The organism is Burkholderia sp. MSh2, assembly GCF_000731655.1.
GTDB classification, from domain to species: Bacteria; Pseudomonadota; Gammaproteobacteria; order Burkholderiales; family Burkholderiaceae; genus Burkholderia; species Burkholderia paludis.
This window is the reverse complement of the sequence record NZ_JPGM01000005.1, coordinates 108,208-129,882: the sequence shown is the minus strand read 5'-3', so window position 1 is coordinate 129,882 and position 21,675 is coordinate 108,208. Positions and strand designations below refer to the sequence as shown.

Below are 21,675 nucleotides of genomic sequence, written 5' to 3'. Positions count from 1 at the left end.
ACGATGCTGACCCTGCCGACCGACGTCGTAGACACGATCGTCCGCCACGCGCACGACGCGCATCCGCTCGAATGCTGCGGCATCATCGCAGGCACGGCCGACGGTTCCCCGCCATCGCGAGTGGTGCCGATGCGCAATGCCGCGCAGTCGCAGACCTTCTTCCAGTTCGACGCCGCCGAGCAGTTGCGCGTCTGGCGCGACCTCGACGCACGTGACGAGGCACCCGTCGTGATCTATCACTCGCATACGGCATCGGCCGCGCGACCAAGCCGCACCGACATCGCGTACGCGGCCGCGCACCCCGACGCATACCACCTGATCATCGCGACCGATCCACGCTTCGAGCCGACGCTCCGCTGCTACCTGATCGTCAACGGGATCGCGACCGAAACGCCGCTGAAAATCGGAGCATAGGAACCACTCTGATCAACCTGTACGATTTATCCAAAAAATATACTAAGGACTACAAATGGCAATCACCATCTGCATCCCGACCATCATGCGACCGCTGACCAACGACCGGAAGGTCGTCGAAGCGCAGGGCGGCACGCTTCGCGGTGTGATCGAATCGCTCGAGTCGATATATCCGGGCCTGCAGGCGCGGCTCGTCGAAGACGACCGGCTGCACCGCTTCGTCAATGTCTACGTGAACGACGACGACATCCGCTTCAAGGGCGGACTGTCGGCCGCCATCGCGGACGGCGACACCATCACGATCCTTCCGGCAGTCGCCGGTGGCCGCTCCTGAACGTGGCCGCCGCGACGCCTCTCCCGTCCGAGGAGCCGATCATGCAGCAATGTCCTTTCATGAGCCCGCCCGTTACGAAACCCGCGAAGCCGCGGCCGGGCTTGCGTTACAGCGGCTATCTGCAGCTCGACAGCTTGCTCGACAGCCAGTCGCTGCTGTCAGGCACGCACGACGAGATGCTGTTCATCATCCAGCATCAGGCATCGGAGCTGTGGATGAAGCTGCTGCTGCACGAGCTGACGCGTGCGTGCGTGCAACTTCGCGCATCGCAGCTGCCGCAGGCGTCGAAGACGATCGCCCGCGCGCAGCGAACCATGGAGCATCTCGTGCACAGCTGGAACGTGCTCGCGACGCTCACGCCCGTCGAGTTCCTCGCGATGCGCCCCGCGCTCGGTACCGCGTCCGGCCATCAGTCATTCCAGTTCCGCGAAATCGAATTCCTGCTCGGCAACAAGAACCCGGCGATGATCGGCGATCACGATGCGCACCCGGCCGCGCGCGACGCGCTGCTCACGCGTCTGCACGCTCCGTCGCTATACGACGAGGCGGTCGGCGCACTGGCGCGCGCGGGCTTCGCGATCTGCCGCGCGCGACTCGATGCCGATCCGGCCGGGTCGGTACGTTACGACGCGTCGGTGGAAGCCGCGTGGTGCGCGGTGTACCGCGACACGGATGCGCACTGGGCGCTGTACGACCTCGGCGAACGCCTGATCGACCTCGAGGAAGGCGTACGTCAATGGCGCTTTCGACATATCGGCACCGTCGAACGCACGATCGGCCTGCGCCGCGGCACGGGCGGCAGCGATGGCGCGAGCTATCTGCGCAGGACGCTCGACGTCGTGCTGTTTCCCGAGCTGTGGCAGATGCGCACGGCGCTCTGACTCCCGCCTCTCTTTTCGAATCTCCGACATGCACGATACCTTCCCCCCTCCTCTCGGCCGGCCCGCGTCGCGCGGCCGCCTCGCGATCGCTGGCGCGGGACTGGCAGGCACGCTCGCCGCGTGCCTGCTCGCCACGCGCGGCTGGCGCGTCGATGTGTTCGAGCGGCGCACTGACCCGCGACTCCACGGCGACGCGGGCGGCCGATCGATCAATCTCGCGCTCGCGGAGCGTGGCATCCACGCGCTACGCGCCGCGCGGCTCGACGTCGAAACGATGCACCACGCAGTCGCGATGCGCGGCCGCATGGTGCATACGATCGGCGAATATCCGCACCTGCATCCTTACGGACGCAGCCCCGGCGACGTGATCTGGTCGATCCATCGAGGTCGACTGAACCGGCTCCTGCTCGATGCGGCCGAGCGCGCCGGTGCGCGCGTGCATCACGATGCGGCCGTCGAGGATATTGATTGCGGGGCGCGCGAGCTGATCCTGACGAACGGGCAGCGTGTCGCCTTCGACCTGCTGATCGGTGCGGACGGCGCGGATTCCCGCGTGCGAGCCGCGCTATCGCGCACCGCCGATCTCGGCATCGATTGCGAACGGCAACCGCACGGCTACAAGGAGCTGGAGATTCCCGCAGCGCCCGGCGGCGGCTTTCGCATCGAGCCGCATGCGCTGCATCTGTGGCCGCGCGGCGGCTACATGTGCATCGCTCTGCCGAATGTCGAAGGCAGCTTCACCACGACGCTGTTCCTGCCGGTCGACGCGGATGGCGACCCGGGCACGCCCAGCTTCGCTCAGTTGCCCGACGGCCGTGCCGCGCGGCGACTGTTCGAGCAGACGTTCCCCGACCTGTCCACGCACGTGCCGGCACTCGAGGCCGATTTCGACGCGCACCCGGTCGGCATGCTCGCCACGCTGCGGCTGCGGCGCTGGCATGCGCACGGGCATACCGTACTGCTCGGAGATGCCGCGCACGCAATGGTTCCGTTCCATGGTCAGGGAATGAACTGCGCGCTGGAAGACGCCGTCGCGCTCGCGCACCAGCTCGATCAGCACCCGCACGATCGCCCGGCCGCGCTCGCCGCATTCGAGGCCGAACGCCGACCCAATGCGCTGGCGATCCAGGCGATGGCGCTCGAGAACTATGTCGAGATGCGTGCGCGGGTCGCGACGCCCGGATATGCGCTCGAACGCGAGCTGTCGACATGGCTCGCTGAACGCCATCCCGCGCGCTTCGTCCCGCGCTACAGCATGGTGACCTTCCAGCGTGTGCCGTATGTGCTCGCGTACGAACGCGGCAAGATCCAGGCCGACATCCTGCGGGCTGGTACAGCCGGCTGCGACTCATTCCGGCAGATCGACCTGCGCGCGGTCGAGCGCGACCTGTTCGAGCGCCTGCCCGAACTGTCCACAGCATGACCGCCGCCACGATCCTGCCAGGCATCATCCGGCCGGCCTGGCGCCGGCTGGATGACGCCGAGCGCGCACGCGAGTATTCGCCGAGTTCGAAAGCGCCGGATTTCCTCCACACGCTGTCCGACTATCGCGCGCGCAGCCTCAGCGCGGCACGCGACCTCGTCGCGCCGACGATCCTGCGCTACGGCCCCGACGCCGCGCAGCGCATCCTGCTGTTCGAGCCGCCCGGGCACGCCGCCGACGTGCTTGTTGCCTATTTCCACGGCGGCTACTGGCAGGAACTGTCGGCCGACGATTCGCTGTTTCCCGCGCCCGCATTCCTCGGCCGGCGCATCGCCTACGCGGCCGTCGGCTACACGCTCGCGCCGCGCGCGACACTGCCCGGCATCGTCGAGCAGGCTGCCGATGCCATCGCCGCACTGCGGCGCTTCACGACCGCCCCACGGATGGCCGCCGCCCGGATAGCCGCCCCCCGCATCGTCATCGCCGGCAGTTCGGCGGGCGCTCATCTGGCCGCGATGCTGCTGACGCTCGACTGGCGCACGCGCGTGCCCGGCGTATCGCCGTTCGACGGCGCGATCCTGCTGTCGGGCATCTACGACCTGCGCCCGCTCGTCGGCACCTACATCAACGATGCGCTGCGACTAGACGAACGCGACGCCTTCGCGTTGAGCCCACAGTACCTGCCGATTCACACACGGGTACCGGTGACCGTCTGCTGGGGAGAACATGACACCAACGAGTTCCGGCGGCAGAGCCGTAATCTGGTCGGCCGCCTCGCGCGTGTCGGCATGCTGTACGCGGCCGGCGAAATGGCGGCGCGGAACCACTTCGACCTCGTATTCGACCTCGGTGTGGCCGGCTCGCCGCTTGATCGCCGGATCGCGCCGCTGCTCGGCCGCGGCGGACTCTGACGCGTGCCCGCCACGGCGCGTGGCCTGCCCGCTACGCGAGCGCGGCGATCCCCGCACGGGCGACTTCCGCGTCCTCGGCGGACGTCACACCCGATACGCTGACCGAGCCGACGGTCTCGCCGTCGACGACGATCGGCACGCCGCCCTCGAGAAAGCCGGCCATCGGCGCGCTGAGAAACGACACGCGGCCCTGCATCACGATGTCTTCGTAGATCTTGGTCTCGCGTCGTCCGAGCGCGGCCGTGCGCCCTTTCGCGATCGCCATCTCGACCGAACTCGGCGTTGCGCCGTCGAGCCGCTGCAGATGCAGCAAGTGGCCGCCGTCGTCGAGAATCGCGATCGTCACGGGCCAGTGACGAGCCAGCGCGAAAGCCTCCGATGCGGCGGCGATCTTCTTTACGTCTTCACTCGTCAATACGGGTTTGGTTTTCATCGCGTGTGGCCTTTCTTTGGTTGATTCGTTGTTTTTACATAGTTGTCCGAATTAAAAATATAGCGTAAACATTGCACCGATTCGACCGTCGCTTGACAATATGTCCGATACGGAAATGACGATTCGACGGAAAGCCCGCAAAGCGCGCCTGCGGCACACCACGCGCTACGCCTTGTGCGTCGACAACAAAATACTCGTCTCCGTATTCGCGATCCCGTCGATCAACCGGATCGCGCCGAGCACGCGATCGAAGTGCTCGAGCGAATCGGCGTGCAGCTCGGCGACCAGATCCCAGCGGCCGTTGGTGCTGTGGATCGACGCGACGTTCGGATGCCCGCGCAGCACCTTCACCACTTCCGCGCCGCGATTGCCCTGCACCGCGATCGACATCAGCGCGCGGATCCGGTGCCGTTCGGCCGCCGGCTTGAGCCGCACCGTATAGCCGACGATCACGCCGTTTTTCTCCAGCCGCGTCAGCCGGTTCTGCACGGTCGCGCGCGCGACGCGCAGTTCCTTCGCCAGCGCGACGACGGGCAGTCGCGCGTTGTCGCGCAGCAGCGCGATGAGCTGCCGGTCGACGTCGTCGAGCGTGATCATGGGCGAGACTTCCTGTTGAACGTGAACCGGCCGCCAGCGTGCCGGAGGCTGCGCATTTCGGCCAGCGCGAACCGCGCACATTGCCGAAATTGGCCGTCATTCTGCCAAGTCTATCGATAAATCTGCCACTTTTGCTGTCTTTTTGTTGGCTCGACTCGCGGAAATAATGACGTCATCGACCGGCCGCATCCGCCGCGAAAGTGCCCGTCAGGCAGTCCGGGCCCGCGCCGGCGCCCTGTCCGGTCGACCGAAAAGCCAGGACACCCGTACCGGCAAAGACCCTATGGAGACAGACCGATGACTCGCTTCCTCGACGTGCCCGCCACCGCCCGCCTGATCGCCCGGACCGGCGTCACGACGTTCCTGCGCGAACTCGTCGATACGCTGCGCGCCGATTACCTGCAGTGGGCCGATTTCGACAAGTCGCCGCGCGTCGCGTGCCACTCGCGCGACGGCGTGATCGAACTGATGCCCGTCGCGAACGCGTCGCTGTTCGCGTTCAAGTACGTGAACGGCCACCCCGTCAACGCGGCGCGCGGCATGCACACGGTGATGGCGTTCGGCGCGCTGGCCGAAGTCGACACCGGCTACCCGCTGCTGCTCGCCGAACTCACGCTGACCACCGCGCTGCGCACGGCCGCCACGTCGGTGCTCGCCGCGCAAGCGCTCGCACGGCCCGATGCGCGCACGATGGCGCTGATCGGCAACGGCGCGCAGAGCGAATTCCAGGCGATCGCCTTCCACTCGCTGCTCGGCATCGACGAAATCCGCGTGTTCGACGTCGATCCGCGCGCGACCGACAAGCTCGTGCACAACCTTGCCGCGTACCCCGGGCTGCGCGTGGTGCGCGCCGCGTCGACCGCCGACGCCGTGCGCGGCGCCGACATCGTGACGACCGTCACCGCCGACAAGGCATACGCGACGATCGTCACGGCCGGCATGATCGAGCCCGGCATGCATCTGAACGCCGTGGGCGGCGATTGCCCGGGCAAGACCGAACTCGAGGCGGGCGTGCTGCACGCGGGCCGCGTGTTCGTCGAATTCGAGCCGCAATCGCGCATCGAGGGCGAGATCCAGCAGATGCCGGCCGACTTCCCCGTCACCGAACTGTGGCGCGTGCTGCGCGGCGAAACGACCGGCCGCGAACGCGCGGACGAGGTCACGGTGTTCGACTCGGTCGGCTTCGCACTCGAGGATTACTCGGCGCTGCGCTACCTGTATGCACTCGCGCAGCGGCACCACGCGGGCGTCGAGATCGCGCTGATTCCGCCGGCCGTCGACCCGAAGAACCTGTTCGCGCTGATCGACGATCCGGCCGCGATCGCGCCGGGTCACGCGGTGCTGGTCGCCGAAGCCGTCGCCGCGTTCGCGCGCTGACCGTCATTCCCGGGCGGCGCGCGCCGCCCGGCTCCCCGTCCCTCGCTCCTGCCCCTCATGAATCTCGTATCGATCCAGGCGCCAGCCGCCGCCGTGATGATCCGGCCGCACCGCTTCCTGCCGAACCCGCAGACCGCGGCCGACAACGCATTCCAGCGCACGGCCGGAGGCGGTGCGGCCGGCGCACCGTCCGTTTCCGCGGCCGCGCGCGACGAGGTCACGGCCGCCGCACGCACGCTCGCCGATGCGGGTGTGCGCGTGCACGTGTTCGACGACCACGGCGAACGCGACACGCCCGACTCGGTGTTCCCGAACAACTGGTTCTCGACGCACCCGGGCGGCCATGTCGCGCTGTATCCGATGTTCAGCGCGAACCGCCGCCGCGAACGGCGCGCCGATATCGTCGAGATGTTGAAGGCCGAGTATCGCGTGCAGGACGTGATCGATTACTCGGGGCTCGAATACGACGACGTGTTCCTGGAAGGCACGGGTGCGATGGTGCTCGACCACGTCGCGCGGATCGCGTACACCGCGCGTTCGCGCCGCGCCGATCCGGTCGCGCTCGAACGCTTCTGCACGCACTTCAATTTCGAACCGATCTGCTTCGACACGGCCGATGCGGACGGCCGCCCGATCTATCACACCAACGTGATGATGAGCGTCGCGACCGAGTTCGCGATGGTCGGCCTCGACCTGATCGCCGACAGCCGCCGGCGCGACGAGATCGCCCGGCGGCTCGCCGAAACGGGCCGCACGGTGATCGCGCTCGATGCGGCGCAGATCGCGAATTTCGCGGGCAATACGCTGGAATTGTCGGGCAACGCGGGCCGCGTGCTCGCGCTGTCGCGGCGTGCGTTCGACTGCCTCACCGCAGCGCAGCGCGCGACGATCGAACGCTCCGCGCGGCTGCTGCCGCTCGACGTGCCGACGATCGAACTGGCCGGAGGCTCGGTGCGCTGCATGCTGGCGGGGATTCATCTGGCGCGGCGTGCATGCACGCAGGACGCGCTGGACGTGCCGACAATCGAACTGGTCAGACCATAGGGCGTGCCGGAACTGCAAACCTGCCATTGACAGGTGAAGTGTCCACAACATTACAAGCCGGCCGCCATAGATGGCATGAGCGGCGGGCCGATCTTCGCGTTGAACGTCCTCGACGGAGGGGACTATTCGTACAAGCTAATCGGCGTCCAGAGCCCGCGCAACAACAGCGACTCGGTTGCATTCTGCGCAATGCCGCCGTTCCTGAAGGCGCTTCGAGACACCGCGTCCAAATTCCGCAAATAATTGGGGGACTGTAACGGCGCGGCGACCAAATCTTGATCGATCGGGAGCATTGGCCTTGGCATGGACTCACTGAAGATCGACGGGTGCCGAACTATCTCCGGACCAACAGGCGCGCGTGGTATTTCGCGATCTCCGAGCGGCGCCGCTTTTCCTCGGCCGTCCCAGCCACTCGCCGCACGCCAGCCGCTCGAACGCAGCGGCGAGCTCGCCCACATAGCGCTCGGCCTGCTCGGGCGACCAGCGTTCGACGGTGTAGCTCCAGATGTCCTCGAGATCGGTCTCGGCCAGCGGCGTCAGCCGCACCGTACGCGACTTAACCGGCATGCCTGGTCCGCATGCGGGCCAGGAACGTCGGGCCGTCAAACGCGACCGGCGTGCCCGAGGCCTCGCCGGCCTTCAAGGCTTCCTGCAGGACCCGCAGTTCCGTTTCCCGGGTCTCGAGCAGGCGCAACCCTGCCCGCACCACGTCGCTCGCGGAGCCGTAGCGCCCGGACGCGACCTGCGTGTCCGCAAACTGGGTCAGGCGATCGCCCGGCGAGATCGATGTATTGCGTGGCATCGCGCTCCTCCTCGTAACCGCTCGATCATCTACCAAATTTTGGTATTCGCATCGATGGGGGGCCGCGGCCTCGCATCTGATAAGCAGAGTTATCAGAGGTAGCACTTTTGGCCCCGGCCCCGCTGATCCGCCGGCGCCGGCCGTAAAAAACCCGGCCGGGGCCGGGTCCACAGGTCGACATGCTGCCGTCAGCACTATCCGCCCCAGAAGCACCAAAACTCCCAGCATTGAGTCACCAGGCACTGGCGGGAATTACACTCGAACTGGGGCTGGAACTCCTCGGCGACCGCCGGCGCGACAACCCCGATCAGCATGGCGGCCGCTAGCCCGCCCAGCACGGCCCTTTTGATTCGACGCATGATGCGCTCTCCTTGATGGTGGATTGGCGCCGTCCGCGCGCGTCCCGATACCGACAAATCGTCTGACGAAAGCCATCAGCAAGCTTAGGCGACGCAGGCGGTTCGTCAAGCGGCGGGATCGATGCGTGCCAGGTTTGAGCGAGCTGCCGCCGCTCTGGTGGCGGTCCCCGCGGCGCCGGCTGCGGCGGCAACCGGCCAGTTGTAAGGGATTGGCCCGGCGGTTAGCCAATCAATCCCGGCCGCAGCCCGGATCGGGTACGTGAGTTGCGGGCGACACCGCCCGGCCCGACCAACATGCAGCCAAGCAGACTTGGCGGCATTGAAAGGTACGAAAGAAAAACCCGGCCGAGGCCGGGTTCTCGCTGCCTCGTACTACGCAGCCTTGCCTTGCTTGACCGATTCCGGCAGCGGGATGCCCCACTCCTGCATCAGTTTTTCCGCCTCATCCCAAATCAGGTCCAACGTGGCCCCGTCATCGGTTGCGGCGTCTAACCCCAGTGCCTCGGCAGCATCGTGCCAGGCTTCTTGCCACGCTTCTTCTCGATCGATCGACATAGGATCGGTCTCCCTACGGTTTGCCGCGAAGGTGCACTCGCTTGCGCGGCTGCCGGGCGCTTCACTCCACCATGGAGGTCTCGCGTAATCCGACCCGATCATCGTACAGGGCCGGAAGGAAATTGTCTGCGGGTAGGCACGTAGTCAACTGACTTTGAGCACGAGGCCGTAAGCCGGAAAGAGCCCTGCAGCCGGGCTCTTTCCCGGGAGACGGGATTCCAGCCCGCGACAGACTTTCACCTATACCGGTTTGGCAACCCGACTCCTTAAACCGCTCGGGCGCCCCGGAACTCACGGCGAAGGGAAAGTCGCCAGGATTTATGCGTACGAGGCCATCAGCATCATTGGCCGTAAATAAAGGTTTGACGAACAGGCAACAGCCGCGCCATTGCCCATTGCTCAGCGGTTTCGGCCGCAATCCCTGGATGTCCGTCTGCCGGGCGACCGTTCTGGCCGACCGGGTTGCTTGCCCGCTCCTGCTCATATGCAAACGATGCCGAAGCGTGACGCGCACCGCTCACCCCGCCAGCAGCTTCAACCCGGCCGGCAGCGTTTCGCCGAACACGCGCACCGTATCGGCTTCGTCGAACGCGATCGCCTCGCGCACCATGTCGACCCATGCGGCCGACGCATTGGCGGCCGCGAGACGCCGGATCACCGCCTCGCGCACCTCGTCCGCCAGATCGCGCGAACGGTCGCCCGTCATCCGCGCGATCTGCGCGGCCGCGAACGCGGCCGGCTCGACCTGCTTCCAGTCGAGCGCGAACAGCGCATCGAGCCAGCCGCCGACGACGTCCGCCGGCACGACGCCGTGCGCGCTGCCGTAGAACGGCCGGCGCGCGCCGATGCGCCCGAGCGCCCATGCGCACAGCGCACGCTCGGCCGGCTTCTGCAATTGCACGATCAGGCGCCCGGCCAGCTCGACCTTGCGCTCGACCGGCAGCCTTTCGAGCGATGCGGACAACCGCGTCATGTCGGCGGGGCCGACCTTGCCCGGATCGAACGGCAGCTTGCGCCGCTTGTCGTCGGACGGTTCGAGGAACGCGATCGCGTCGCGCACCTGCGCCTGCGCGTCGTCGTCGAGGCCGCCGGCCACGCGCCGCCACAGCGTCCACCACTCCGACCACACCTGGCCGTCGGTCACGTATTGAATGCCGTCGTCGAACAGCGGCCACAGCTGCTCGATGCGCCAGGCGTCGAGCGGATGGCCGAAGCCCGGCCGCAGGCAATACCCGGCGAGGTTCAGCCACGCGCGCTCGTGATCGGCCGAGCGGCGGCGACGACGCGCGCGTGCGAGCAGCGCATCGAACAGTTCGCGGGCAAGCGCGACGTCCCACGCCTCGCGGGCGCCGAGCACCTGTTCGAGCTGCGCGCGCAGCCGGCGCGTGTCCTTCGGCGCGACGTCCGCCGCCTTGCTGCCGAACGAGCGCTCGATCAGTTCGAGCGCCTGGTCGAGCCGCGGATGCCGCGCGGGCGACGCATCGTCGCCAGGCGCCGGCGCATCGCCGCGCAGCTGGAATTCGAGCCGCCAGCGGCGCGCCGCGTCGTCGGTCGCGAGGCAATGCATTTCGAGCGTGCCGACTTCGGTCAGCGACGCGGTGAGCTTCACCGGCGTTTCGCGTGCGTCGCTGCCCACCTTCGCGTCGACCACCGTCGCGATCGGCGGCAGCCGCACGAAATCGCCGCCGTCGAGGTCGACGAGATCGCCGGGCCGGTACGCGGTCTCGGCCACCGTCGACACGAGGTGAAAACGCACCGGCTGTCCGAGCTGCAACGCGAACGTGCGATCCTCGAGCCGGATCTCGCGGCCCTCTTCCGCGCCGCGCGGCAGCAGGCAGACGCCACGCGCGGCGGAATCGGCCGCGCCGTCGTCGAGCACGAGGAAATAGCTGCGCGCGGAGCCGCCGCCGATGCGCGGCGCATGCCCGGCGCGCGCGAGCCCGTAGGCCACCGCGCCGCGCGCGACGGCCACGTCCGGATGCGCGTTGTGCAGCACGTCGAGCGGCGCGCCGCGCCACGCGCCGAGCGTCCGTGCGAGCCGGCCGGCAAGCGCGCCCGCGCGGAACACGCCGCCGTTGAGCAGCAGCGTGTCGGGCAGCGGGCCTTCCGCGTGACGCTTCAGGAACGCGGCGACGTGCCGCGTGACGGCCGCGTCGCTCGCATACGGCAGCCCGAATTCGACGATCGCGGCGCGCGCACGGCGCGGCAGCTCGCCGGCTTCGACCTGCGGAAAGAACCCGTCGACGACGATCTGCTCGACTTCCTGCCGCGTCAGCTCGGCCGAGCGCGCGCCGCCGACGAGCTTGCTGCCCGCGCCGAGCAGCGTGACGGTGACGGATGCGGGCGCGTCGTCGCCGAGCAGCCGCTCCTTCGCCGCGCGGCAGCGCTCGACGAGCTGCGACAGGCTCGCCGCCGACAGCCGCGCGCCGGGCTCGGTCAGGCGCGTTTCGACCAGGCGCGCGAGCGCGAGGTCCATGTTGTCGCCGCCGAGCATCAGGTGATTGCCGACGCCGACGCGCGTGAAGGTCGGCTCGCCGTCGCCGCCCGGCGCGACGTCGACGAGCGTGAGGTCGGTCGTGCCGCCGCCGACGTCGCAGATCAGCACGCGCCGCGCGGCGGCGAACGTGTCGCGCAACCTGCCACGCTGGCCGTACAGCCAGTCGTAGAACGCGGCCTGCGGCTCCTCCAGCAGCCGCAGCGCGGGCAGCTTCGCGCGCCGCGCGGCCTCGACGGTCAGTGCCCGCGCGCCGTCGTCGAACGACGCGGGCACCGTGAGGATCACGTCCTGTTCCGCGAGCGGCGCATCGGGAAAACGCGCGTTCCACGCGTCGCGCACATGCGCGAGATAGCTCGCGCTGGCATCGACCGGCGACACCTTGTCGACGCCGTCGGCCGCGCCCCACGGCAGGATCGCCGCGAGCCGGTCGACCGACGCGTGCGACAGCCAGCTCTTCGCACTGCTGACGAGCCGGCCCGGCACCTGCGCGCCGAGCGTGCGCGCGTAGCGGCCGATCACGGCGGGCGCCGCCCCGGCCGCGCCCGCCTGCGCATCGGCCGCCCACGGCAGCCGCAACGCATCGGGCGGCAGCTCGCCCGCCGCGGGGTGATAGCGCACCGACGGCAGCAGCGGCTGGGCGGCCACCGCACCGGGGCCGACCAGCTGCTCGACGTCGAACACGCGGATCGCGTCGGAACCGGCCTCGACGTATGCGACGACCGTGTTGCTGGTGCCGAGGTCGATACCGACCGTATAGCGCTTCATCGCGCTCAGGCGGCGCCGCGCACGTCGAACTCGACCTTCCAGCGCTCGTTCGTGCCGCTCGGGATCGCCTCGAGTTCGAGCGTGCCGGCCTCGGTCACGCGCGCATGCAGCTTCACCGGCACGACCTCGCCGACCGTGCGCCCTTCGGCGGGCAGCGTGGCCTGGATTTCCTCGAGTTCCTGCAGTTCTTCCGGCGACCAGTAGTCGAGCAGCGTGCCGACCTGATCCTGGCGGCGCACCGACGAACCGAAGAAGCGGAACTGCACCGGTTCGCCGACGACGAGGCCGAACTCCTGCGGCGGCAGCGCCGCATCCGAGCCCTCCTCCATCCCGAACGGCGCGACGCACAGCGCCTGCACCGGCGGTTCGAGCCCCGGCACCGCGGGCATCGCCGATTCGATCGCGACGTAGTACGCACGCGCCGTGCCGCCGCGAATGCGCACGCCACGGCCGCGCTTCACGTAGCCGTAGTAGGCCGCGCCGCGCGCGACCGCGAGATCGAGATCCGCGCCTTCGAGCAGGCGGGCGGGCGGCGCGCCTTCGGCGGCGAGCCAGCTGTTGAGGGTGTCGAGCACGCGCTGCGTGAGCAGCGTCGACTTGAACACGCCGCCGTTGAACAGCACGGCGGTCGGATGCAGGAACGTCGCGCCCTGCGGCAGCGTGCGCTGCACGCCTTCGAGCGAATCGAGCGCCGCGACCTGGCGGCCGAGGAACGCCGCGAGATGGCGCGTGACGCCCGCGTCCTGCGCATACGGCAGGCCGAGCTGCGTCAGGCCGACGCGCGCGCGGCTCACCGGGCGCGCCGCCGCATCGACCTGCGGGAAGAAGCCTTCGAGGATCGTCTGCGTGAGTTCCGCGCGGGTGAGTTCCGTGCGGATCGACCCGCCGATCAGCTTCGAGCCGCGGCTCGGCACGACCAGCGGCACCGCGTCGGCCGACGGATCGGACAGCAGCGTTTCCTTCGCGGCGCGGCATGCGTACGTGAGCGCGCGCAGTTGCCACGGATCGGCCTGGGTGCCCTGCTGCGCGAGCTTGCGGGCGACTACGTGCGCGAGCGCGAGGTCCATGTTGTCGCCGCCGAGCAGGATGTGCTCGCCCACCGCCACGCGGTGCAGTTCGAGATTGCCGTCGCGCTCGACCACCGCGATCAGCGACAGGTCGGTCGTGCCGCCGCCGACGTCGACGCACAGGATCAGGTCTCCGACCTGCACCTGCTTGCGCCAGCCGCCGTGGCTTTTCTGGATCCAGCTGTAGAGCGCGGCCTGCGGCTCCTCGAGCAGCGTCATCCGCGAATAGCCGGCGGCGCGGGCGGCCTCGGCCGTCAGCTCGCGCGCGGCCGGATCGAACGACGCGGGGATCGTGACCGTCACGTCCTGCTCGGCGAACGGCGCATCGGGATGCGCGTGGTCCCACGCTTCGCGCAGGTGCGTCAGGTAGCGGATCGAGCTTTCCAGCGGCGACACGCGCGACACCTCGGGCGGCGCATCGCTCGGCAGGATCGCCGCGCGGCGGTCGACGCCCGGGTGGCACAGCCAGCTCTTCGCGCTCGACACGAGGCGGATCGGCGTGCCGGCGCCGCGGGTGCGCGCCATCTCGCCGACCGCGAAGTCGCGCGAGGACGTCCACGGCAGCGTCAGGTCGCCCTGCGTCAGTTCGCTTTCATGCGGCAGGTAGAGGAACGACGGCAGCAGGTCGCGCGACTCCAGCGCGCCGGGCGCGGTGAGCTGCGCGATCGGCAGCACCTGCTGCGCGATGGTTTCGCCGTCGCTCGCGGCGCTGTCGACGTACGACAGCGCGCAGTGGGTCGTCCCGAGGTCGATCCCGATCGAATAGCGCGAATCGCTCACAGTTCCACCTCCGCCGGTGCGACGACCGAGGCGTCGTGGCTGCCCGTCAGCTTCGGCAGGCGCACGTCGGCCACGCGCCAGCCGCGATGGCTGACCGTCCCCGTGAACGGCGCGGCGCCGACCACGTTGCCCGTCACGCGCACGGCCGTCGCGTCGAAGCCGGCCGGCAGCGTCACGCGGCTGCCTTCGGCTTCGTCGCGCACCGGCACGATCGTGAAGTGCTCGCGCAGCGCGGCGCGGCAGCCGTCGTGGACGAGGCGCGCGGCCGCGCCGATGTCGGCGTCCGCGTAGCCGGCGATGTCTTCCTCGACGAAATCGATGAAGCGCGCATCGCGCTGCAGCAGGCCGAGCAGTTGCAGCGCGGCCTGCGGGCTCGCTTCGCGCAGCTCGGGCGCCGGCGCCTTCACGGGCGCCGGCGCGGGGGCCGGGGCGGCCGCGGGGGCCGGTGCAACCGGCGCCGGGGCGCCGTCGCGCACGCGCAGCACGCCGGCCGCGAACTCGCGATTGCCGAGCACGGAGAAGAACGTGCCGACGGCAAGCGACAGCCGGCCGAAGAAGGACAGGTTGGATTCGGGCATGAGGTCTGGACTCCTGTGGGCTCGCGACATGGCGAGCGATCGTGCCTGGGCGCCCGGCGGCGGCGTGCGGATTGCGCACTTTCGCCACCCGGCGCGTGATTCGGTCGCGCCCTCGCGGGTGCGGAAAACCCGTATTTTGCCCTGTGGCGGGCGAACCGGGCAGAAGTTGGGGGACAGAACGTCGCGACGCGACCGTTTCGGCCGCGTCGGCACGCACGGCGGCCGCGCCCGGCCGCGATGCTGCAGCGCGTCAGCGCGGCTTGCGCCGCCGGGCCGCCTTCGCTTCGAAATCGCGCGACAGCATGCCGAGCGTGACTTCGCCGAAGCGGGCCAGCAGCGTCGTCTCGGCCTCCTTCAGCGTGGCCGACAGGTGCGCGTTGACGGCCTGCTCGACCAGGCATTCGGCCTCGTCGTCGGTGACGAGATCGGAGAACAGCGGCGGCTCGCCCACCGCGCCATAGACGTCGAGCAGCGTGATGTCGTCGAGTGCGGCGCTCAACACCCACCCGCCGCCATGCCCCTTCTCCGACTGCACGTAGCCGTGGTCGCGCAAGCCGCCGAGCAGGCGGCGCACGACCACCGGGTTCGTGCCCAGCATCGTCGCGATCGTCTCCGACGTCAGCGGGCCGTCGGCCTGGTCCATGTGGATCAGCACGTGCAGCATGCGCGACAAACGGCTATCGGTCCTCACGGGCGGCGCCCCTCTCTCTCGAAACTTTTAAAGTTGCGTGAATGATACCACCGCCCTATCATGCAACTTCTCATGTTTCATGAGTTGGCCGCCATCGGAACATGTCCGTCATTCACGCAGGTTCAGGAAAGGAGTGGGTGCATGCATGACCATCATGAAGTGATCGTGATCGGCGGCAGCTTTGCGGGGCTGTCGGCCGCGATGCAGCTTGCGCGGGCGCGCCGCCGCGTGCTCGTGATCGACGCCGGCCGGCCGCGCAACCGCTTTGCCGCGCACGCGCACGGCTTTTTCGGGCAGGACGGCAAGCCGCCCGTGCAAATCGTCGAGGAAGCCGCCGCGCAGCTCGCCGCGTATCCGACCGTACAGCGGATCGCGGGCGACGTGCGCACGGCCGAACGCGATGAGCACGGCCGCTTCCAGGTGACGCTGGCCGACGGCAGCCATGCGAGCGCCGACCGGCTGATCCTCGCAACCGGCATTCGCGACGAACTGCCCGCGCTGCCGGGGCTCGCCGAACGCTGGGGCGTCAGCGTGCTGCATTGTCCGTATTGCCATGGATACGAAGTGAGCGGCCGGCGGCTCGGCGTGCTCGCCACGCATCCGCTGTCCGTGCATCAGGCGATCCTGATTCCGGACTGGGGCCCGACGACGTGGTTCACGCAGGGCGTGGCCGACGCGAATCAGGAAGAAGCCGCGCTGCTCGATGCGCGCGGCGTACGCATCGAGCGCTCGCCGGTCGTTGAAATCCTGGGCGACGCGCCGCGTATCGACGCGTTGCGGCTCGCCGACGGACAGGTCGTGCCGATCGATGCGCTGTTCGTCGGCGCGCGTACGGCCATGGCGAGCGATCTCGCGCAGCAGCTCGGCTGTGCATTCGACGACGGGCCGCTCGGCGCCGTCGTGCGCGTCGATGCGGGAAAAGAGACGAGCGTCGCCGGCGTATTCGCGGCCGGTGACACGTCGACACCGATGACCAACGCGACGTTCGCGTCGGCGTCAGGCGTGATGGCCGGGGTCGCCGCGCATCGGTCGCTGATTTTCGGGCTGCGCGCGTAAGCGGGCATCTTGCCGGCTGCAACGCGACGTCACGCGGCGCGCGGCGCCGCTTCCACCGCCGGTTCCGCGCCGCCCTCCATGCAGCACTCCTCGAGCGAGATCCGCCGCGTTTCGCGCCCGTTGAGCCACCACAGGCCGGCCGCGAGCGGCCCCGGCAACGCGAGCACGAGCAACACGACCAGCGCGGCCGACGGCGCGCCGGACATCGCATGGACGCTCGTCAGCATCAGCGGTGCGGCCACCGCGCCGAGCCGGCCGATCGCGACCGACACGCCGAGCCCCGTCGCGCGAATCCGCGTCGGCAGGATCTCGGACGACACGACATAGCCCGAGATGTACGCCCACGTGACGCCGAACTGGATCAGGCAATAGCCGAGCACCATGCCGGGCAGCGCGTGCATCGCATAGATGAACACGATCGCCGCGACCGTGAACGTGTAGCTCGCGAACAGCGACGCGCGCCGCCCCCACGCCTCGACGAGCACTGCCTCGACGATGCCGCCCGCGAGCGCCGCCGCGTTGCCGATCATGTAGTAGATCGGCATGTCCGTCGACGCGACCTTCAGGTACGGCAGGATCACGAGCGCCATCAGCGACAGCACGCCGTACACGACGGCCGCCTGCGAGAAGTTCAGCGCACCGGCCAGCGCGCAGCGCGCGCGATACGCGCCGAACAGTTCGCGGACGTTGCGCCAGAATGCGGGCGCCTGGTGTGCGAAACGGGTCGGCGTATAGCGTTTCGCCAACTGCGCGCGATCGGCCGGCGCAAGCGGGTCACGCGCAGCGCTCGCGACGACCTGCTCGACGATGGCCTCCGCTTCCGCCACGCGCCCCTGCTGGATCAGCCAGCGCGGCGATTCCGGAATCACGCGGCGGATCCAGAAGAACACCAGCGCCATCGTCGTGCCGAGGCCGAAGCCCACGCGCCACGCCCACTCGGCCGGCAACTGGTTCAGCACGAGATACGACACGGCCGCCGACAGCAGTGCGCCGACCGGGAAGCCCGACAGGATCAGCGCATCGGTGCGGCCGCGATGGCTACGGCCCGTGAGATGCGGTTTAATGCTCCGCATCATCAGCATTAAGGAACATGAAATGCTCGATCTCGACGACCTTCGGCTCGTTCGCGCGATCGGCGCGTCGCGCTCGCTGGCCGCGGCCGCGCGCCTGCTCGACCTCACGCCGCCCGCGGTCACGATTCGCCTGCAGCGGATGGAGGCGCGCCTGAACGCGCGGCTCGCGGTGCGGCAGCCGAAAGGAATCGCACTGACCGACGAAGGGCAGCGGCTGTACCAGGAAGCCGTCGGCATCCTCGAGCGGGTGGAGGCGCTGCCGGCCAGCCTCGCGGGCGACCGGGGCGACGTGCAGGGCACGCTGCGGGTGGTCGCCCCGCTCGGCTTCGGGCGCAAGTACGTCGCGCGGATCGTGCGCGACGTCCAGCGGGCGCATCCGAAACTCGAGATCGCGCTGCACCTGTCGGAGAGCCCGTTGACCGGCGCGGCGGGCGCCGACGTGGTCGTCCACGTCGGCAGCCTCAAGCCGTCGTCGTGGGTCGGCTATCCGCTCGCGCCCAACGAGCGCTTCCTGTGCGCGAGCCCGGCCTATGCGCGCCGCATCGAGGCACTGAACCACCCGTCCGACCTCGCGCGCTACGACTGCCTGTGCCTGCGCGAAAACGACGAGGACATCCCGCGCTGGCGCTTCTCGCCGGGCCGCGACGTCAAGGGCGAGTCGCGGCGGTCGGTCGTCATCCGCGTCGGCGGCGCGCTGTCGTCGAACGACGGCACCGTCATCACCGAGTGGGCGCTGGCCGGCCTCGGGATCGTCGAGCGCTCGGAATGGGACGTCGCCCCGTTGCTGGCGAGCGGCAAGCTCGTCCGCCTGCTGCCCGACTGGCGCCTGCCGGCCGCGCCGGTCACGGCGCTGCTGCCGTCGCGCACCGGCCATTCCGCGCGGCAGCGCGTGTTTCTCGACGCCGCGCGGCGGTTTCTCGATCCGCCGCCGTGGCGCGGCAACACGTGAACGCCGGCCCGCCCCATCCCGCAAGATCCGACCATTAAACGATATTTAATGACAGATTAGCGCTGCGTTAAACACGCGGCGCATCGCCGGCCCTACAGTGCTCGCATCGGCAACACTCCGAGGCAACGCATCGTGGATCTTCGAACCCTCAACACCCCGGCCGCACTGATCGACGTCGGCCGCATGCAGCGCAACATCGATCGCATGCAGACGCATCTGGACGTGCTCGGCGTGCGCTTCCGGCCGCACGTCAAGACCACCAAATGCCGGCACGTCGTCGACGCGCAGATCGCGGCCGGCGCGCAGGGCATCACGGTGTCGACGCTGAAGGAGGCCGAGCGGTTCTTCGCGGACGGCATCCGCGACATCGTCTACGCGGTCGGCATGGTGCCCGCGAAACTGGGCCAGGCGCTGGCGCTGCGCCGGCAGGGCTGCGACCTGAAGATCGTCGCCGACAGCCTGGAGGCCGCACACGCGATCGCCGGCTTCGGGCGCGCGCACGGCGAGCGCTTCGACGTCTGGATCGAGGTCGACGTCGACGGCCACCGCTCGGGCATCCCGCCCGAAGCCGGCCTGTTGATCGACGTCGGCCGCGCGCTGGTTGACGGTGGCATGGCGCTTGGCGGCGTGCTCGCCCACGCGGGCTCCAGCTACGACCACGACACGCAGGACGCCCTGGCGGCGGTCGCCGAACAGGAGCGCGGCGGCGCCGTGCGGGCCGCGGCGCGCCTGCGGGCCGCCGGGCTGCCCTGCCCGGTCGTGAGTATCGGCTCGACGCCCACCGCGCTGTCGGCGCAACGGCTCGACGGCGTGACCGAGGTGCGCGCCGGCGTGTACGTGATGTTCGACCTCGTGATGCGCAACATCGGCGTGTGCGAACTGTCCGACATCGCGCTGTCGGTGCTGACCACCGTGATCGGGCACCAGGAAGGGAAAGGCTGGGCGATCGTCGACGCCGGCTGGATGGCGATGAGCCGCGATCGCGGCACGCAGCGCCAGGCGCACGATTTCGGCTACGGGCAAGTCTGCACCGAAGACGGCGCCGTGCTCGGCGACTACGTGATGAGCGCCGCCAACCAGGAGCACGGGATCGTGTCGCGCGCGGGCTCGCCCGACACGGGCATCGCGCAGCGGTTTCCGATCGGAACGCGCCTGCGCATCCTGCCGAATCACGCATGCGCCACCGGCGCGCAGCACCCCGACTATCAGGCCGTCGGGGAAGACGGCGTCGTGCAGACGTGGCCGCGCTTTCATGGATGGTGAACGACGCCCGCCGCCACGCCGTCCTGCGCGCAACTTGACTATTCATCCAGATTTGGACAAACTTTAAATTACCTCGATCCGCCCCGCGCCGCCAAGGCCGCCCCGACATGCCGACAGACGCCCGACTCCTGCTCCTCGACCGCGACGCCGTCGAGCCCGCCCTTCAGGCCCCGCAGGTGATGGCCGCGGTCCGCGAGGCATTCGTGCTGCACAGCCAGCGGGCCGGGCGCGTGTTCCCCGTGGTGCGCGAGAAGCTGCACACCGGCGGCGTGTTCGGCATCAAGTCGGGCGATATCGCAAGCCAGGGCGTGCTCGGCTTCAAGGCGGCCGGGTTCTGGCCCGGCAACCGGCGCGTCGGCGGCGAGCCGCATCAGGCCACCGTCGCGCTGTTCGATCCGGACACGGGCCGCCCGCTGTGCATCATGGACGGCAATGGGATCACCACCGCGCGAACCGGCGCGGCAGGCGGCCTCGGGCTGCAGCATCTGGCGCGCCGCGACAGCACGCGGATCTGCGTGTTCGGCACGGGCGTGCAGGCGCGCGTCCAGCTCGACTACGCGCTCGGGCTGCTGCCGCAGCGGTGCACGGTGCAGTACGTGAACGTCGGCGGCCAGCCGGACCCGGCGTTCGAGGCGGCGTTCCTCGACCGATGCGCGATCGGCGTGGCGCGCGACCGGAACGACGCGGTGGCCGCCAGCGACGTGGTGATCACGGCAACGCCCGGCGGCGGCCCGTTGTTCGATGCCGAGGCCGTCCGGCCGGGCACGCACCTGACCTGCGTGGGCGCCGACACGGCGGGCAAGCGCGAGCTGCCGGCCGGCGTGCTGGAACGTGCGCGGGTTGTCGTGGACGATCGCGACCAGGCGCGCAGCATCGGCGAATGCCAGTGGTCGCCGGATTTGCCATGCACCGAAATCGGTGACATCCTCTCCGGGGCGGCCGCGTTCGACCGCGCGCCGCACGACATCACCGTCTTCGACATGACGGGGCTCGCGCTTCAGGACCTGACCGTCGCGCGGCTCCTGTATCGACAGGCCCTCGAAAACGGCACCGGAATCGCCATTCCGTGGCCCTGGTAAAACGACTCTCCGCCACCCGCCATGCGTCTCGCCAAAGTATCCGCCGTCTCGTTCGACCTGGACGACACCCTGTGGCCGTTCGGGCCGTCCGTCGCGCGGGCCGAAGCGGCGCTTCGCGCATGGCTGGTCGAGCACGCGCCCAATACCGCGAGCGTGCTGCCCACGCAACAGGCGCTGAGCGCATTGCGTGAGGAATACGAACGTTTGCACCCGGATCTCGCGAACGACTTCCGCGCGATGCGGATCGGGTCGATCCGGCTGGCGCTGACGCGCGCAAACGAAGATGTGTCGCTGACCGACCGCGCGTACGAGGTCTTCTATGCGGCGCGGAACCGCGTCGAGTTCTATGAGGATGCGTTGCCCGCGCTCGCGTGGCTGAGCGAGCGCTTTCCGCTGGTCGCGGTCACCAACGGCAACGCGAATCTGCGGCTGACCGGCGGCGGCGAATTCTTCCGCGCGACGCTCAGCGCGCAAGCGTTCGGCTTCGCGAAGCCGGAGCCCGAAATCTTCCATGCGGCGGCGGACACACTCGGCGTGCGCCCGGCCGAGCTGCTGCACGTCGGCGACGATTTCCACCTCGATATCGTCGGCGCGCTGAACGCGGGGCTTCAGGCGGCATGGGTCGTTCGCGATCCGCGCACCGAGGACGAACACGCCCCGCGGCCCGACGCGACGCCGCACCTCACGCTGCGCGACCTGTCGATGCTGTGCCGCGCGCTCGGCGGGCCCGCCGACCTGTCGTGACCG

At 69.3% G+C, this 21,675-nt stretch carries 22 protein-coding genes; 12 read left to right on the top strand and 10 right to left on the bottom strand.

Annotated elements, in window-relative coordinates; genetic code table 11:
• The first annotated feature begins 3 nt into the window (after positions 1–3).
• Genes GQ57_RS04155 through GQ57_RS04135 form a run of 5 tightly spaced genes read left to right on the top strand, consistent with a single transcriptional unit; the run spans position 4 to position 3,963 of the window.
• Positions 4–414, top strand: coding sequence for a Mov34/MPN/PAD-1 family protein (locus GQ57_RS04155; protein WP_031398250.1), 411 nt, complete (start codon positions 4–6; stop codon positions 412–414).
• A 55-nt stretch (positions 415–469) separates the two neighbouring features.
• Complete coding sequence (locus GQ57_RS04150; protein WP_034197149.1) at positions 470–748, top strand: MoaD/ThiS family protein; 279 nt, start codon at positions 470–472, stop codon at positions 746–748.
• Between the two features lie 41 nt (positions 749–789).
• On the top strand, positions 790–1,629 hold the full coding sequence (locus GQ57_RS04145) for a tryptophan 2,3-dioxygenase (RefSeq protein ID WP_081896586.1): 840 nt from the start codon (positions 790–792) through the stop codon (positions 1,627–1,629).
• A 28-nt stretch (positions 1,630–1,657) separates the two neighbouring features.
• Positions 1,658–3,052 (top strand): FAD-dependent oxidoreductase, encoded by a 1,395-nt coding sequence (locus tag GQ57_RS04140; protein WP_052001052.1) that lies wholly within the window; start codon positions 1,658–1,660, stop codon positions 3,050–3,052.
• Positions 3,049–3,963: an alpha/beta hydrolase gene (locus GQ57_RS04135; protein WP_052001050.1), complete on the top strand. Its 915-nt coding sequence runs from the start codon at positions 3,049–3,051 to the stop codon at positions 3,961–3,963. The genes GQ57_RS04140 and GQ57_RS04135 overlap by 4 nt, the downstream gene beginning before the upstream one ends.
• Before the next feature lie 31 nt (positions 3,964–3,994).
• Here GQ57_RS04135 and GQ57_RS04130 read toward each other — a convergent pair whose 3' ends face one another.
• Together GQ57_RS04130 and GQ57_RS04125 are read right to left on the bottom strand one after the other, a co-directional pair.
• The gene (locus GQ57_RS04130; RefSeq protein WP_034197148.1) at positions 3,995–4,396 is read right to left on the bottom strand and encodes a GlcG/HbpS family heme-binding protein; all 402 of its coding nucleotides are present in this window, start codon (positions 4,394–4,396) and stop codon (positions 3,995–3,997) included.
• 165 nt (positions 4,397–4,561) lie between these two features.
• Positions 4,562–4,993 carry an Lrp/AsnC family transcriptional regulator gene (locus GQ57_RS04125; protein WP_006479718.1) on the bottom strand — a complete coding sequence of 144 codons (432 nt, stop codon included), beginning with the start codon at positions 4,991–4,993 and terminating at the stop codon, positions 4,562–4,564.
• 297 nt (positions 4,994–5,290) lie between these two features.
• On the opposite strand from GQ57_RS04125, the gene GQ57_RS04120 reads away from it, so the two are divergent.
• Positions 5,291–6,370, top strand: a complete 1,080-nt coding sequence (locus GQ57_RS04120) for an ornithine cyclodeaminase (protein ID WP_031398256.1) — start codon at positions 5,291–5,293, stop codon at positions 6,368–6,370.
• Between the two features lie 57 nt (positions 6,371–6,427).
• Positions 6,428–7,414 (top strand): citrulline utilization hydrolase CtlX, encoded by a 987-nt coding sequence (gene ctlX / locus GQ57_RS04115; protein ID WP_034197147.1) that lies wholly within the window; start codon positions 6,428–6,430, stop codon positions 7,412–7,414.
• A gap of 309 nt (positions 7,415–7,723) precedes the next feature.
• Here the strand turns inward: ctlX and GQ57_RS04110 are convergent, their stop codons facing one another.
• From GQ57_RS04110 to GQ57_RS04080, 7 genes are all read right to left on the bottom strand, one after another.
• Positions 7,724–7,981, bottom strand: a complete 258-nt coding sequence (locus tag GQ57_RS04110; protein ID WP_034197212.1) for a type II toxin-antitoxin system RelE/ParE family toxin — start codon at positions 7,979–7,981, stop codon at positions 7,724–7,726.
• Positions 7,971–8,216: a type II toxin-antitoxin system ParD family antitoxin gene (locus GQ57_RS04105; RefSeq protein ID WP_034197146.1), complete on the bottom strand. Its 246-nt coding sequence runs from the start codon at positions 8,214–8,216 to the stop codon at positions 7,971–7,973. Before GQ57_RS04105 ends, GQ57_RS04110 begins: the two co-directional genes overlap by 11 nt.
• Positions 8,217–8,947: 731 nt before the next feature.
• Positions 8,948–9,130 (bottom strand): hypothetical protein, encoded by a 183-nt coding sequence (locus GQ57_RS04100; RefSeq protein WP_034197145.1) that lies wholly within the window; start codon positions 9,128–9,130, stop codon positions 8,948–8,950.
• Between the two features lie 517 nt (positions 9,131–9,647).
• Positions 9,648–12,392, bottom strand: a complete 2,745-nt coding sequence (locus GQ57_RS04095; protein WP_034197144.1) for an Hsp70 family protein — start codon at positions 12,390–12,392, stop codon at positions 9,648–9,650.
• Positions 12,393–12,397: 5 nt separating this feature from the next.
• On the bottom strand, positions 12,398–14,239 hold the full coding sequence (locus tag GQ57_RS04090; RefSeq protein ID WP_034197143.1) for an Hsp70 family protein: 1,842 nt from the start codon (positions 14,237–14,239) through the stop codon (positions 12,398–12,400).
• Positions 14,236–14,817 (bottom strand): DUF2760 domain-containing protein, encoded by a 582-nt coding sequence (locus GQ57_RS04085; protein WP_031398263.1) that lies wholly within the window; start codon positions 14,815–14,817, stop codon positions 14,236–14,238. Before GQ57_RS04085 ends, GQ57_RS04090 begins: the two co-directional genes overlap by 4 nt.
• Before the next feature lie 250 nt (positions 14,818–15,067).
• On the bottom strand, positions 15,068–15,508 hold the full coding sequence (locus GQ57_RS04080; RefSeq protein WP_031398264.1) for an Rrf2 family transcriptional regulator: 441 nt from the start codon (positions 15,506–15,508) through the stop codon (positions 15,068–15,070).
• A 141-nt stretch (positions 15,509–15,649) separates the two neighbouring features.
• On the opposite strand from GQ57_RS04080, the gene GQ57_RS04075 reads away from it, so the two are divergent.
• Positions 15,650–16,564, top strand: a complete 915-nt coding sequence (locus tag GQ57_RS04075; protein WP_034197142.1) for an NAD(P)/FAD-dependent oxidoreductase — start codon at positions 15,650–15,652, stop codon at positions 16,562–16,564.
• A 29-nt stretch (positions 16,565–16,593) separates the two neighbouring features.
• On the opposite strand, the gene GQ57_RS04070 is transcribed toward GQ57_RS04075, so the two are convergent.
• Complete coding sequence (locus GQ57_RS04070; RefSeq protein WP_235215015.1) at positions 16,594–17,640, bottom strand: MFS transporter; 1,047 nt, start codon at positions 17,638–17,640, stop codon at positions 16,594–16,596.
• Here GQ57_RS04070 and GQ57_RS04065 point away from each other — a divergent pair.
• The 4 genes from GQ57_RS04065 to GQ57_RS04050 all read left to right on the top strand — a co-directional run bounded on the left by GQ57_RS04065 (position 17,627) and on the right by GQ57_RS04050 (position 21,672).
• Complete coding sequence (locus GQ57_RS04065) at positions 17,627–18,586, top strand: LysR substrate-binding domain-containing protein (protein WP_034197141.1); 960 nt, start codon at positions 17,627–17,629, stop codon at positions 18,584–18,586. The genes GQ57_RS04070 and GQ57_RS04065 overlap by 14 nt on opposite strands.
• A gap of 132 nt (positions 18,587–18,718) precedes the next feature.
• Positions 18,719–19,849 (top strand): DSD1 family PLP-dependent enzyme, encoded by a 1,131-nt coding sequence (locus GQ57_RS04060; protein ID WP_034197140.1) that lies wholly within the window; start codon positions 18,719–18,721, stop codon positions 19,847–19,849.
• Positions 19,850–19,956: 107 nt separating this feature from the next.
• A complete protein-coding gene (locus GQ57_RS04055; protein ID WP_034197139.1) occupies positions 19,957–20,928 on the top strand; it encodes an ornithine cyclodeaminase family protein in 972 nt (323 codons plus the stop codon).
• A gap of 21 nt (positions 20,929–20,949) precedes the next feature.
• On the top strand, positions 20,950–21,672 hold the full coding sequence (locus GQ57_RS04050; RefSeq protein WP_034197138.1) for an HAD family hydrolase: 723 nt from the start codon (positions 20,950–20,952) through the stop codon (positions 21,670–21,672).
• Positions 21,673–21,675: the final 3 nt, after the last annotated feature.